Annotated in this window: 15 protein-coding genes; 8 read left to right on the forward strand and 7 right to left on the reverse strand. The window is 32.2% G+C overall.

The window, feature by feature from the left end; translation table 11 throughout:
• Positions 1–11 precede the first annotated feature (11 nt).
• The 8 genes from ABIK75_07125 to ABIK75_07160 all read left to right on the forward strand — a co-directional run bounded on the left by ABIK75_07125 (position 12) and on the right by ABIK75_07160 (position 7447).
• A complete protein-coding gene (locus tag ABIK75_07125) occupies positions 12–2117 on the forward strand; it encodes a caspase family protein (protein MEO0090855.1) in 2106 nt (701 codons plus the stop codon).
• Between the two features lie 109 nt (positions 2118–2226).
• Entirely contained in the window at positions 2227–2496 is a 270-nt protein-coding gene (locus ABIK75_07130; GenBank protein MEO0090856.1) for a metal-sensing transcriptional repressor, read from the forward strand.
• 36 nt (positions 2497–2532) lie between these two features.
• The gene (gene rpsR / locus ABIK75_07135) at positions 2533–2736 is read left to right on the forward strand and encodes a 30S ribosomal protein S18 (GenBank protein ID MEO0090857.1); all 204 of its coding nucleotides are present in this window, start codon (positions 2533–2535) and stop codon (positions 2734–2736) included.
• Positions 2733–3182, forward strand: a complete 450-nt coding sequence (gene rplI / locus ABIK75_07140; GenBank protein MEO0090858.1) for a 50S ribosomal protein L9 — start codon at positions 2733–2735, stop codon at positions 3180–3182. The genes rpsR and rplI overlap by 4 nt, the downstream gene beginning before the upstream one ends.
• Positions 3182–3664: a bifunctional nuclease family protein gene (locus ABIK75_07145; GenBank protein MEO0090859.1), complete on the forward strand. Its 483-nt coding sequence runs from the start codon at positions 3182–3184 to the stop codon at positions 3662–3664. Before rplI ends, ABIK75_07145 begins: the two co-directional genes overlap by 1 nt.
• 25 nt (positions 3665–3689) lie before the next feature.
• Entirely contained in the window at positions 3690–4886 is a 1197-nt protein-coding gene (gene tyrS, locus ABIK75_07150; GenBank protein ID MEO0090860.1) for a tyrosine--tRNA ligase, read from the forward strand.
• Positions 4887–4889: 3 nt separating this feature from the next.
• Positions 4890–6776, forward strand: coding sequence for a tRNA uridine-5-carboxymethylaminomethyl(34) synthesis enzyme MnmG (gene mnmG, locus ABIK75_07155; GenBank protein ID MEO0090861.1), 1887 nt, complete (start codon positions 4890–4892; stop codon positions 6774–6776).
• Positions 6773–7447, forward strand: a complete 675-nt coding sequence (locus ABIK75_07160; GenBank protein ID MEO0090862.1) for a hypothetical protein — start codon at positions 6773–6775, stop codon at positions 7445–7447. The genes mnmG and ABIK75_07160 overlap by 4 nt, the downstream gene beginning before the upstream one ends.
• A gap of 1 nt (position 7448) precedes the next feature.
• Here the strand turns inward: ABIK75_07160 and ABIK75_07165 are convergent, their stop codons facing one another.
• The 7 genes from ABIK75_07165 to rplR form a co-directional block, all read right to left on the reverse strand.
• Positions 7449–9992, reverse strand: a complete 2544-nt coding sequence (locus ABIK75_07165) for a T9SS type A sorting domain-containing protein (protein ID MEO0090863.1) — start codon at positions 9990–9992, stop codon at positions 7449–7451.
• 85 nt (positions 9993–10077) lie between these two features.
• Positions 10078–11451, reverse strand: a complete 1374-nt coding sequence (locus ABIK75_07170) for a T9SS type A sorting domain-containing protein (GenBank protein MEO0090864.1) — start codon at positions 11449–11451, stop codon at positions 10078–10080.
• Positions 11452–11546: 95 nt separating this feature from the next.
• On the reverse strand, positions 11547–12854 hold the full coding sequence (secY, locus tag ABIK75_07175; GenBank protein ID MEO0090865.1) for a preprotein translocase subunit SecY: 1308 nt from the start codon (positions 12852–12854) through the stop codon (positions 11547–11549).
• A gap of 2 nt (positions 12855–12856) precedes the next feature.
• A complete protein-coding gene (rplO, locus tag ABIK75_07180) occupies positions 12857–13303 on the reverse strand; it encodes a 50S ribosomal protein L15 (GenBank protein ID MEO0090866.1) in 447 nt (148 codons plus the stop codon).
• Entirely contained in the window at positions 13300–13485 is a 186-nt protein-coding gene (rpmD, locus tag ABIK75_07185; protein MEO0090867.1) for a 50S ribosomal protein L30, read from the reverse strand. The genes rplO and rpmD overlap by 4 nt, the downstream gene beginning before the upstream one ends.
• Entirely contained in the window at positions 13457–13972 is a 516-nt protein-coding gene (gene rpsE / locus ABIK75_07190) for a 30S ribosomal protein S5 (GenBank protein MEO0090868.1), read from the reverse strand. Before rpsE ends, rpmD begins: the two co-directional genes overlap by 29 nt.
• A 9-nt stretch (positions 13973–13981) precedes the next feature.
• Positions 13982–14350, reverse strand: coding sequence for a 50S ribosomal protein L18 (rplR, locus tag ABIK75_07195; protein MEO0090869.1), 369 nt, complete (start codon positions 14348–14350; stop codon positions 13982–13984).
• Between the last annotated feature and the right edge of the window lie 238 nt (positions 14351–14588).

Genomic DNA, 14588 nt, shown 5'->3' on the forward strand with positions numbered 1-14588 from the left:
AGGAGGTTTTTATGAGATATTTTTTAATTATCCTTCTTTTAATAAATTGCTCAATAAAATATATTGAGAAGATAGAAAAGGTTTCCGAACCAAATAATCAAGAACCATATCTAACTTTGAAATATCAAAAAAGTTTTAAGAAAATTCCCTATTCGCTACCAATACTTACCACAATATCTGGTATTGGAACAAGTATATTTTTAAAATCAAAGGGATATGTTATGCTCTCCAAAGAGATTTTAGCATTATCTTTGTTAAGTTCAACAGGAATGGTTGGTTATAATATGAGAAAATCACCAAAAGATTTTATCCCCAAAGAGCCTTTTAAAGTAAAATTGGAAGGAACTGATTATATTACAAGTTTCCCTTGCGATGATAAAGGATTTCTAAAAATAAATATATTGGAATTTGCTCCTTTTTATAAAGAAGGAACTGATTTTAAATTGACAATTATCTCACCAGAAAATAAAAATCTTGGCTCTTTTTCAGTTAATACAGAAAAGATAAAAGATAAATTGGTAAAAGCAAGGATGCGAAGATATCCACCAGAATTGATTATTACTTCTTTCTCTTTTGATGATTCAACAGGTGATAAAGATATGTTTCTTGATGCTGATGAGAAAGGAAGGATTGTTTTAACTATAAAAAATAAAGGAAAAGGAATTGCTGAAGATTTGGAAGTAAAAATTACTCCAATTAACCAGTTCTCTTTTGTTAATATTCCAAGAAGTATTAAGATTGATAATATTAATATAATGGAAGAAAAAAGAATAATCATACCGATTTCTGCCGAAAGAGAAGTTCCTAATCAAGAATTAAGTTTGAAGATTGAGGTATTAGAGCCCTATTTTCAAGCAGATGCTGAGCCAGTGATATTAAAATTTGAGACAAGAAAGTTTGAGCCACCAAATCTTATCCTGTATGATAAAGGAGTTGAAGAGGGTGAAATTGTTGCTAATAAATCGGCAAATATTTCATTAGTTATTTATAACCAAGGAAAAGGAAGGGCAGAGGATGTTGAATGTGAGGTAAAAGTTCCTGAAGGTGTAAAATATCTTGGTGAAGTAAGTAAATTTTATTTTGGTAATATGGAGCCGATGGCTTGGCAGAAAATTGATTTTCCAATATTTGTTGGTGCCCGATATAAAGAAGATAGTTTGAAAATTAATCTTATTATAAAAGAGAAAAGGGAAGAGTTTAGCAAAAATATTATCCTCTCCTTTCCATTAAATAAACCAATTAAGAGACCAAAGGAGATTGTTTTTAAAGGAAAAGAGGAAATGGGTCCTTATCTTCCGCCACCACCAACTCTAACAGTTGATGTTGATGTAAATATTCCTAAAACAAATATGGATAACCCTTATGGAGTAGCAGTTATCATTGGTAATAAATTATATGAACATAAAGATGTGCCAGATGTTGATTATGCTGATAATGATGCAAGGATTGTAAAAGAATATTTGATAAAGACCCTTGGTTATAAAGAAGATAATATTATCTTTATTCTCAATGGAAAGAAGAGCGATTTTGATAAGGTATTTGGAACTGAAAGGGATTATAAAGGGCAACTATATAACTATGTTGAGCCAAATAAAAGTGATGTATTTATCTATTATTCCGGACACGGAGCACCAGATATTGAAACAAAGAGCGGTTATTTCTTGCCAGTAGAAGCAGACCCAAATTATGTAAAAATTACCGGCTATCCCTTGGAGACATTTTTCAAAAATCTCTCACAGATTAAAGCAAGAAGTATTACGGTCATTATTGATGCTTGTTTTAGCGGAGCATCAGAAAGGGGAATGTTAATTGCTCGGGCAAGTCCATTAACCGGTGTTGTTATTGAAAAAGAAGTTAAAGAAAATATTAATCTATTCACTTCGGCAAAAGAAGATGAAATTTCTTCTTGGTATCCGGAAAAGAATCATAGCCTATTTACCTATTATTTTCTCAAAGGAATTTCGGGAGATGCTGATTTAGATAAAAATAGAGAGATTAGTTTCGGTGAGTTAAAAGAATATGTGAGCGAAAATGTCTCTAAAATAGCAAGAAGATTAAATAGAAAACAGACACCACAATTTAGAGGCGACGAGAAAAAGATAATAGTTAAATATTAACAAAGGTATAGGGGTAGGGGGTATATATATTTAAGTTATTGATAGTTAAAGACTTATATGGGTATAGGGTTATCCCTATGACAGTATAGGGGTTAGTATGGAGGTTAGTATGAAAAAAGATAGTAAAGAGAATTTTATTTTATGGTTAAAGAAGGTTGATGGTCAGATTAAGGAACTTATTAATTGGATTAAATTAGAAAAAGACCCAATTGATATTATCAAACTTGCTAAATCAGTTAAACACTCTTATGATGGGTTTTATCGGATGCTTGTTATTGGTCATCTTTATGGAGTGATCGAATTGATTGAGAAATCAGAAAAGATAGATAGGAAATGGCTTGTGAAACTTTTTCAAAGAATTTTAGAAGAACTTGAATAAACTTGATTTTTATATTTTTTTTGTTATTATTTAATTATGAAAGAAAAGAAGTGTATCTTTTGTGAGAAAGGAGTAAAAGAGATTGATTATAAGGATGAGATTTTGAAGAATTTTTTGAGTGAACGGGGAAAGATTATAAAGAGTGAAATTACCGGTGTCTGTTCCAAGCATCAGCGGAAGTTAGCAAGGGCAATAAAAAGGGCAAGAAATTTAGCAATTTTACCTTTTGAAATAAAATGAAGATATTACTTTTAAAAGATGTTGAGAAACTTGGTAAGAGAGGAGATGTAATAGAAGTAAAGGATGGCTATGCGCGAAATTATCTAATTCCGAAAGGCTTTGCTCTCCAAGCAACACCATCAATTATTAAGCATTTTCAAGATATAAATAAGTTAAAAGAAGAGGTTAAACAAAAGAAGATTATTAAATTACAGGCAATTGCTGATAAGATAAATCGACTAACTTATAAGGCAAGTTTGAAAGGTGGTAAAGAAGGATATTTTGGTAGTATTACTAATGAAGAGATTTGTGAATTTCTAAAAAGTAAAGATATTGAGATTGATAAGAAGCAGATTGAGTTAGAGGAACCGATAAGGACACCTGGAGTTTATGATGTGAAGATTAATCTGGGTGAAGGAATTAGCGGAGTTTTAAAGGTTTGGGTTGTTAAAAAAGAGGAAAAATAATGGTTGAAGTTAAAGTCTTGACAGTTTATTATGATGAGGCAAATAAATCACCGGTGGTCTTGTTAAAAGAGATTAGTGGTAATCGGGTATTGCCGATTTTCATCGGTTATGCTGAAGCGGCGGCTATCTCTTATGCTTTGGAGAAGGTTGAATTTGTTAGACCCCTTACTTTGGATTTAATGAAAAGAATAATTGAAAGTTTGAATTATAATGTAAAGCGGGTGGTAATTACTAAGATTAAGGATAATACTTTTTATGCTGAGGTTATTTTAGAAAGTGATGGTAATTATGTGGCAATTGATGCGCGTCCTTCAGATTCGATTGGTTTGGCTTTACGTACCAATTCTCCAATTTATGTGAACGAAGAGGTGATGGATGCCTGCGCAACTATAATTAGTGAAAGTGAAGAAGAGAGATTGGAAAGAATTAGAGAGTCAATTAGAAGGCAAAAACCCGAAGACCTCGGCGAATTTCAAATTTAATTTTTCTCCAATTTAAAATAGAAATATGGAAAAAGATATTACTAAAATTTTATCTTTTTTAAAAAGAAATGTAAAAGATTTTTTAACCGAAGAGGAATTGAAAGAGAGATTGTTAAGAAAGAAGGTTTTGAGAGTAAAATTGGGAATAGATGTTACTGGTCCTGATATCCATTTAGGATTTGCTGTTGTTTTAAGGAAGTTAAGGGAATTTCAAGATTTAGGGCATATTGCCTGTTTGGTAATTGGTGATTTCACTGCTAAAATTGGTGACCCTTCCGGTCGTTCAAAAACCAGACCAAAATTGAGCGAAAAAGAGATAAAGGAGAATATGAAAAGATACGAAAGACAAATCTTTAAAATATTAGACAAAAATAAGACCGAGTTTTATTACAACTCTTCTTGGCATTCTAAATTAAAAGCCGATGAGATAATTGAGATTGCTTCTAAATATACTGTCGCAAGACTTTTGGAGAGAGATGATTTTATGAAGAGATATAAAAATAATTTACCAATTTATCTTCACGAATTTTTGTATCCGCTCTTTCAGGCTTATGATTCAATTGCGATAAAGGCAGATATTGAACTTGGTGGCGAAGACCAATATTGGAATTTATTAGTTGGCAGAGAATTGATGAGAGAGTTTAATTTAGAACCACAAATTGTGATGACAATGCCCTTACTAATTGGTACTGATGGCAAGTTAAAGATGAGCAAATCTTATAACAATTATATTGGAATTGAAGAAGAACCTAATGAGATGTTTGGTAAAATAATGTCAATCCCTGATGAACTTATCATCCACTATTTTCAATTATGTACCAATCGGAGTGAACAGGAGATTAAAGATTTTGAGAGGAGACTAAAAGAAGGAGAAAATCCAAGAGAATTAAAGGCATTGTTGGCAAAAGATATTGTTAGTATTTACCACTCAAAAGAAGAGGCAGAAAAGGCAGCAGAAGAATTTGATAAAGTTTTTAAATATAAAGAATTACCAAGTGAAATTCCTGTTTTTTATTCCAAAGAGAGAAATATTAGATTGGTTGACTTATTGGTTTGCGCCAATCTTTTGCCTTCTAAAAGTGAGGCAAAAAGAAAAATAAGAGAGGGAGGGGTCTATCTTAATGGCGAAAGGATTTCTGATATTGATTATCAAGTAGTTATTGATAAAGAGATTGTTATCAAAGTTGGCAAAAGAAAATTTCTAAAAGTCCTGCCAAGTTAATTTATGTCTTTTATTTATCCAGTAAAATACGATGTAATTGTTGTTGGTGGTGGTCATGCCGGTTGTGAAGCAGCTTGGGCAGCAAGTAAGATTGGTTGTAAGACTCTTTTACTAACGATGAATATTGATACGATTGCCTTGATGTCTTGTAATCCGGCAGTTGGTGGTATCGGTAAGGCACAATTAGTGAAAGAGATAGATGCCTTGGGCGGTCTAATGGGAATTGTTACTGATTTATCAGCAGTTCAATATCGTTATCTTAATACAAAAAAAGGGCAGGCTGTTCGTTCTTTAAGGGCACAGACCGATAGGACCAAATATCGGTTGGTAATGAGAAGAATTTTAGAGAAAGAGAAAAATTTAGATATTAAGCAAGGAGAAGTAGTAAGATTGTTAGTCAAAGGAAAAGAGGTTTACGGAGTAGAAACAAGATTTGGTACCCAATTTTTATCAAAAACTGTTGTCTTATGTTTAGGAACTTTTATGGAAGGTCTTATTCATATTGGTTTAGAGAGTTTTCCAGCAGGAAGGTTTGGTGAGTTTAGTAGTGATTTGTTATCTAAAAATTTAAGAGAACTTGGTTTTCTATTAGGTAGATTTAAGACCGGAACACCAGCAAGATTGGATGGTAGAACAATTGACTATTCTCGTTTAACTCCTCAATATGGAGATAACGAAAAAAGAAGATTTTCTTTTCGGGAGTTAGATTTAGATATTGGAATAAAAAGAGAAGAGGTCTCTTTACCTTGTTATATTACTTATACCAATCCTAAAACTCATCAAATTATTAGAGAAAATTTAGACCGTTCACCTTTATATACTGGAATTATTAAAGCAACCGGTGTGAGATATTGTCCTTCAATTGAAGATAAGGTTGTTAAATTTTCTCATAAAGATAGGCACCAGATTTTTATTGAGCCGGAAGGAATAAATACTTACGAAGTTTATCCAAATGGAATTTCTACCAGTTTACCAATTGATGTCCAAATAAAGATGTTAAGGACAATTGAAGGATTAGAGAATGTTGAGATTATTAGACCGGGATATGCGATTGAGCATAACTACTTTGATCCAACCCAATTATATCCAACATTGGAGACAAAACTTTACGAAAATTTATTTATTGGCGGTCAGATTGTTGGCACTACTGGTTACGAAGAGGCAGCAGCAACTGGGATTATTGCCGGAATTAATGCGGCATTAAAGGCGTTAGGCAAAGAACAAATAATCTTAAAACGTTCCCAAGGTTATATTGGTGTTTTGATTGACGACTTGGTAACAAAAGGAACAAACGAGCCTTATCGGATGTTTACATCAAGAGTTGAATTTAGATTACTTTTGAGAGAAGAGAATGCGGATTTAAGATTGAGTGAGATTGGTTATAAAATCGGTTTACTAAAAGAAGAAGATTATAAAAAAGTTTTAAAGAAAAAAGAAATGATTGAGAAGATAAAAGATTGGTTGAAAAGAGAAAAATTGTATCCGACTGAAGAGATAAATAACAAATTAAAAGAATGGGGGACAAGCATAAAAGAGGTAATTACTTTATATGAGTTATTAAGAAGACCGGAGATTGATATAAATAAAATAAGCCAATTAAAAAATCCGCCCTTTGATATTAAAGAGAATGAAGAAATTTTCTGGAATGTGGAGATTGATATAAAATATGAAGGATATATTAATCGCTCATTAAAAGAGATAGAAAAGTTAAAAGAATTAGAAGATATTGAGATTCCTGAAGATTTTGATTATTACAAAATCCCTTCCCTTTCTAATGAAGCAAAAGAGAAATTATCAAAAATAAAACCAAAGAATTTAGCCCAGGCACAAAGAATACCAGGAATTACACCAACCACAATTTTAAACCTTTTAATCTATCTTAAAAAATGAGAGATTATAAAGAGATAATCAAAGATTTTGTTTTTAAAGAAAAGGCATCCCTTTTTGGTGTTTGTGATTTTAGAAAAGTTGATAAAAGTAATTTTCTATTAGAAAAAGAGGTTTTAGATAGATATCCTTATGCGATAAGTATTGGAAGAAGATTATCAAAGGCAGTTTTAGAAAGTATCAAAGACCATCCAACCCAATTATATTTTCACCATTATCGCCAGATAAATAACTTTTTAGATAATTTAGCATTAAGGATTACTTTTTTGATAGAAGAATTTGGCTATTCTGCTTTACCAATTCCTGCTTCCCAAATTGTTGACTGGCAGAATCAAAAGGCTCATCTATCCCACAAAAAGATTGCTTATTATGCTGGACTTGGTTGGATTGGCAGGAATAACCTTTTGGTAAATGAAAAATATGGCTCCCAAATTAGGTTAGTAACAATTTTAACCGATATTCCCTTAACACCTGATAAAGAAAATCCTAATTTAGATTGTGGTGATTGTTATGCCTGTATAAATATTTGTCCAGCAGGCGCAATAAAAGAAAAGAAAGAAGATTTTGACCATCTCAAATGCTTTGAGAAACTAAAAGAGTTCCAGAAGAAAGGCTACGTTGGTCAATATATCTGCGGTTTATGTGTGAAAGTTTGTAAAGGTAAAGAGTTGTGACTCATTTTAAAATAATAATTTTCTTTGTTTCTTTTTCTCCTTTCATTTTAATAAAATAAATACCATTTTTTAATTTTGGGAATAATATATTCTTACCAAAGAGAACTCCAACCATTCTGCCAAGAGAGTTATAAAGAGCAACCTCTTTTTCTTCTTTTAAAATAAAATTAATGTCTTTTCTAATTGTGGAAAATGTTAGCAAACCTTTTTTGTTTTCTAAATCAGAAGTATAAATTCCAGTTATCTCATCTTTTATCACTATTAAACTTGATTGATCAGTATTATCAAAATATACAAGGTTTTCACGAGGATTGAAACAAAAAGGTATACTACTTTGATTATATTCGGGTTCACGAATATTTTTAATAATTTGATTTGAAAAGCAATCAATAACCTTGATAGTTTGGTATATAGTATCACCTATTATTTCTGTTCCTCTTCCGTAAATTTTATTAGTTTTTGGATTCCAAATAAGAAGACGGGCATCGCGACCTTCCCAAGTGCCAATATCAAAAATTGTATCAATAACTTCGTTTCTCTCACAATCAATCACAAAAATTTTTCCACCCTTATAAGCCGGTGAATAAAGGCGATTATTAAATGTATCGTAAATAATGCTGTAACCACCTACACCTTCAATTTTTCCAATTATTGTATCTTTTTTCCAATCTAAAATTACCAAAGGAGGAGGTTGGGAAGGATATCTGTCTCCATAAAACCCTATATATAAAATATTGCTATTCTTTTTAAACACTGCTAATCCGTGAAGAGAGTCAAGCCATTTAATAAATGTATCGCCACGTGCACATATTACCCAATATCCCCTAATACTTTGCGGATTATAAATGTTAAATGGAATATAAATATAAACCTTTTCACCATCGGGACTTATAAATGCTTTTCCATAAGTACTTGGACACGCACCGGTAGGCAAAATATTTAAAATCTGGTCATTATTACAATCAATAATATAAGTTAACAATTCGGGAATTAACCACCCACTCTGAGCAGGCACCGCGTATAATTTGTTATAAAAAGGGTGCCAAGTAAGTTGACGATAAGGAGGAGGTAGTTGAATGACCCTTACTATCGTATCTCGATTACCATCAAGAATCAATAGATAATTCCAAGAAGAGAAATATACTTTATTTAAAGTAGTACAAACCTCTGAATAAAAAATTGGTTCATCACCAATCAAAGGATAAGCGTCAATTGTTTTTATGCATTTATTACTTTGGGCATCGATAATGCAGATATAAGGACCATCGGCGCAGGGAAGATAAATTTTATTATTTACTGGGTTATAAGACATATCATAACCACCTGGTAATCTTCCAATTTTTATATATTTTGTAACAATATTTTGCTCTCCGTCAATTACTGCCAGAGCGCCATAACCTTCTATATTACAATAGAGTTTATTTCGAACAGGATGACAAAAGAGAGGAGGTAATGAATAGGTTCTTAAAGTTATTGAACCAACAATTATATCATTTTTCCCATCTATTAACAAAATATCATTGCCCATAATATCGCAATACACAATATTATTATGGGGATTATAAACTAATGTCCAAGCAACTCCCACACTTAAATAATAGGCTCTTTTTAATTCCAAATCTAAAATAGCAATCGTGTCATTATGTATGCAGGGATTCCAGAAGTAAATTTTATTATAGCGATAATTAAACGCCGAGAACAATAAAAAGTTTGTGTTCAAAAAATATCTAACCGAATCAATAATTTGGTGATTATTACAATCAATAATATAAGTTATTTTATCAAGATGGGCACTGTCTCCTAAAAGCACAATAAGGCGATTTCGGAAAGTATCCAAAATTAAAGGAGATAGACTAACATAACTTAGATGAAATGGAAGAAGGATAGAATCAATTATACTATCTAAATAACAAGAAAATAAATAAATCTTATTTATATCAAAATTATAAAGATAGATAATATTATTTAAAGGATTCAACAATTTAATATTAAAAGGGGGGTATTTTGAGATATTAACCTCTTTTATAATATTGTTTGAGTTTCCGTCAATAACTAAAATAAGAGTATCCTTATAAAAAACATAAACTTTGTTACTTTTATAACTTGAGGCAAATGAAAAATATTCTAAGTTTGTCGGAGTTGGAAATTCTGATGGAAGTGGAATAGACTTTATTTTTTGATGAGTTCTTCCATCATATATTAAAATAGAATCATGCTCTCCTATAAGTCCACCACCCGTAAGCCTAAAAACTCGACCCTTAATTAGATAAACACAATTATTTCTTTTGTGCCAGATAAAATCATAATAAAATGTAAAATCTCTTTCTATCCTTATTGGTAAAACCTTCTCATCATTTTCACAATCAATGGCAACAATTTGATTTGAGAAAAAATAAATTTTATCTTCAATTTCATTCCATACTATACCACTGGGATATACCACTCCACTAAAACTATCGGGAAGAAAGATATCTTCTTTAAAATATTGAGAAAATGTTAAAGCAAATTTAAGTAATAAAATAATAAAAATAGGTTTATTTTTCATATTAAAATAAAATGGGGAGAAAGGTTTTAAAAATACTTTTTGAGATGTAATTCTTTTTTCCTTTCTCCCCATTTCCTTTTTGGTTTCAATTTTTGATTATCAATTTACCTCGCTTTTCCATTTCTTTCGATTTTATTTGGTAATAATATATTCCGCTTCTTAAGTTTTTATTGGTGGGAAAATTAGAAGTAGAAAATATAAGTTCTCCAAGAGAGTTATATATTTTAATTGAAATCGATGAAGAAAAATCTGTGGTAAGCATAAGTTTTAAAAATTGGTTTAAATCCTTGAAAACAAAATTTTGAGAATAACCTTGTGGTCCATTTCCAAATTCTTCTTCGGAAGAGGCGTAACCCATATAAAAACCTACAGAATCACCAGGATTATCATAATCTCCAAAGAAAGCCCACATACCCCAGAGGTCAACGTCTTCGTAACCTCGCCAATAACCAAATGCTATATCACAATTACCGTTTACTCTAAAAGGAGCTCTCTGAAGATTTACCTTTATTCCTCCCGGAATACCAATTCTGTAAAAATCCTTTGTTTCGTCTCCTCTAAGAACCATAAGTAAAGTATCTTCATTCGGATAAACTCTTTCATTACCAACTACTCCAAAAGTTTTCATAGCACCACCGCAAACCTTCCACCAATACTCTTTCCAGTAATTCCAAGTATTATTTCTAACAGAATAACAAAAAATGGTTTCCTTATTTGTCACTGGATTTCCTCTTAAAGCATAAATTTCATTTCGGCTTGGAACATAACACATTTGGGCATTACAACCATGTCTAAAATCACTTAATCTTTGCCAACGGCTTGGTGTATTTCTTAAAATTTCAAATTTTTTAGCTACTGGAACACCCAAAGGAAAATAATAGACATAAAACTCGTTATTGTATTGATCAGTTCTGGTAGTTCCTTTAAGGACATAGATTTTTACTGCCCGACCATCGGGAACAAAAGGGTCTCTCACCACTTCACCAACACAAATATCCGAGCCAAAACCGATGGTTGTTTGGGAATTAGGAACATCCTCTAACCGATACCATCGATTTTCTTCAATATGATAACACCAAAATTCATTTCTTGGTAAATTCGGTGATACTAAACCAGGGATACAAAAGATGAAAGATTCGGTAGCTATTAAATCAGCAAAATAGCATATACTTGCTCCATAATAGGCGTTATCAGTAGGTAGACGAGCAAGTTCTACCCATATTCCAGGCCGAGTATTTTGTGAACAATCCCAAGAATAAAACCTATTTCCTGCTAAACCAAATAAAGCATAAATTTTTCCGTAGTCGGGCCAAGGAGGTGAATACCACATTGGATTACCATAGGTCATAGCAGTTCCGGGAAACTGAGGGTGGGGTGTGCGAGTAGGACAGGGACGAACCCATTGGCCAAATAAAAATAAGGGTATCATTAAAATTACTAAAATCATTAAGTATCTCATGTTTTCCTCCTTTTCATAACAAATATTATAACCATGAAAAAAAAAAGTCAATAAGAAAATTATCTTTATTTAAACGAAGTTTGTAAAGGGAAATCTTAAAATCTTCTTCCTTTAATTCTTATACCTTTGATTAAGCCTTCGTAGTGACGCATTAAAAGGTGGGATTCTATTTGTTGGATAGTATCTAAGGCAACACCAACAATAATTAATAGAGTAGTGCCACCAAAATAGAAAGGTATTTTAAAAGTATGCATTAAATATACTGGTAATAATGCCATAAAAACTAAAAATAAGGCACCAGGAAAAGTTATTAATGTTAAACTTCTATCAAGATATTCAGCAGTTTTCTCACCAGGTCTTATTCCGGGAATAAAACCACCATATCTTTGCATATTTTCTGCCAAATCTCTGGGATTAAAAACAACAGAGGTATAGAAATAGGTGAAAAAGATAATTAAAGCCGCATAGGCTAAATTATAAAGCCAACCACCAGGTGAGAAGATTTCTTTTACCACATTTAAAGCCGGGACATTAAAGAAGGTTGTTAATGTTGAAGGAAAGACAACAACACTTTGGGCAAAGATTATTGGAATAACACCAGCGGTATTAATTCTTAATGGGATATAAGTAGACTGTCCACCATACATTCTTCTACCAATAATTCTCTTTGGATATTGAACAGGGATTTTTCTTGCTGCCTGGGTTATTAATACCACACCAGCATAGACAAAGAAGATAACAGCACCTAATAAAATTAAAGAGAAGAGCGATAATTCACCAACTCTAACCAATTGATAAGTCTGGGCAATTGCCCTTGGTGTTTCATCTAAACAACCAACAAAGATTATAAAAGAGGCACCATTACCAAGTCCGCGGTCGGTAATTAATTCACTAATCCACATCACAAAGATTGTTCCAGCAGTTAAAGTCAAAACAGTAATGAATCTAAAAAGTAAGCCAGGCAAGATAATAATTGGACCAGCCGAAGTTATTGGCTGGTTTTCTAAATAAATAGAAATACTTGTTGCCTGAATGATTGCCAATAAAACCGTTAGATATCTTGTCCATTGATTTATCTTTTTTCTTCCTTCTTCATCTCTTTGTAATTTTTCAATTTTGGGAAATACCGCACCAAGTAATTGGAAGATAATTGAGGCAGAAATGTAAGGCATAATTCCCAAAGCAAATACCGATGCTCTTGATAAAGCACCACCAACAAAAATATCATACAAACCAAAAAAGGTTCCACGAACACTTTCTAAAAATAGTTTTAATGCCTGGGGATTTAAACCAGGTGTTGGAATATGGGTTCCTAATCTATAAACAACGACCATTGCCAAAGTAAATAAAATCCTTTTTCTTAAATCAGGAATTTTAAAAATATTAGGGACATTTCTAACCATCTTTATTTCTGGATAATTTCAAAACTTCCGCCTGCCTGGCTAATTTTCTCCTTTGCTTTCTTCGAAAAGGCATGGGCAACAATTTTTATTGGTTTCTTTAATTCACCATCACCTAAGATTTTTATTGGTAAGTCTTTTTTCACAAATCCCTCTTTCTTTAAAACTTCCGGAGTTATTTCATCATATTTATCAATAATTTTTTCTAATCTTTTGAGATTAACAACTGCGTATTCCTTTTTGAAGGGATTACGAAATCCTCTTTTAGGGATTCTTCTGATAAGCGGCATCTGACCGCCTTCAAATCCTGGACCATATTCTTTTCCTGACCTTTGCTTTGCTCCTTTTGTGCCACGACAGGCAGTTTTTCCGTGTCCAGAACCTGGTCCGCAACCAACCCTTTTTCTTTTCTTTTTCGCACCTTTTGGTGGTTTTAAATCAGTAATCTTCATTCTTCAATCTCCTCCCATTCAATTAAATGTTTTACTTTGTTTATCATTCCCCTTATTTGTGGATTGTCCGGTAAGATATTTTCTGAATTTAACTTTCTTAATCCCAATGCTCTCACTGTTCTTTTGTGAGTCTCTTTTTGGTCAATCAAACTTTTAACTAACTTTACTTTTATCTTCTTCATGTTTTTTCTCAACAAAATAACTAATAGGTTTATTTCTCGCTCGCGCAATCTCTTCTAACGTTCTTAACTGCTTTAATGCTTTAATTGTTGCCCTCGCTAAGTTTAGTGGATTTCGGGAGCCAAAAGATTTAGTTAAGACATCTTTTAACCCCAATGCTTCTAATACCGCCCTTACTTGCTGGCAAGCAATAATTCCGGTTCCTGGAGAGGCAGGTTTTAATAAAATTTTAGAAGAACAGTATTTACCGGTTACTTCGTGAGGAATGGTTCTTTCTTTTATAGAGATTTTTACCATTTCCTTTTTTGCCCTTTCGATCGCCTTTCTTACCGCTTGGGCAACCTCGACTGCTTTCCCATGCCCAACGCCAACCATTGATTTGCCATCACCAACAACCGCCACTGCCGAAATTCTTAGTCTTTTGCCACCTTTCGTTGTCTTTGCTACTCTTTTTATTTCAATAACTCTTTCAATATATTCTTGTGCCATAATAACTCCTTAAAATTTTAAACCTCCTTCTCTTGCTCCTTCGGCAACTGCTTTAACTCTACCATGATATTTATAACCACCACGGTCAAAAACAACTTTTTCAATTCCCAAAGATTTCGCTTTTTCTGCTATCCATTTACCCAGTTCGTAGGCGATATCCGTCTTTTTAGTAATCCCTAATTGTTTCATTTTTTCTTGAAATTCTTTCTTGGTAGAAGCAACACCAGTAATCATTTTACCAATCTCATCGTTTATTAAATAAGCATAAATATGCTTATTACTTCTTTTTACTAAAAGCCTCGGTCGCTCTGTAGTGCCAAATATTTTCTTTCTTATTCTTAAATGTCTTCTTTCTAAAGGTGTTAATTGTCTCATAATAGAATATAATAATAACAAAATTTTTTGAAAAGTCAAGGATGTAAATTACAAGAGAAAAAAGAGATTATTTAATCTCTTTTTCTAACCAGGAAAGATATTTCTTGTATCCCTTTTTAATTTCCAGTTGCAAAAGACAAGGAGTTTCATAGGGATGGAGTTCTTTTATTCTCTTTTCAATCTCTTTATATTTTTCTTTCTTTGTCTTTAAGAATATGCCATATTCTTTTCCCTTTTCAAT

The organism is candidate division WOR-3 bacterium, assembly GCA_039801725.1.
Classification (GTDB): Bacteria; Hydrothermota; Tepidihabitantia; order Tepidihabitantales; family DTDR01; genus DTDR01.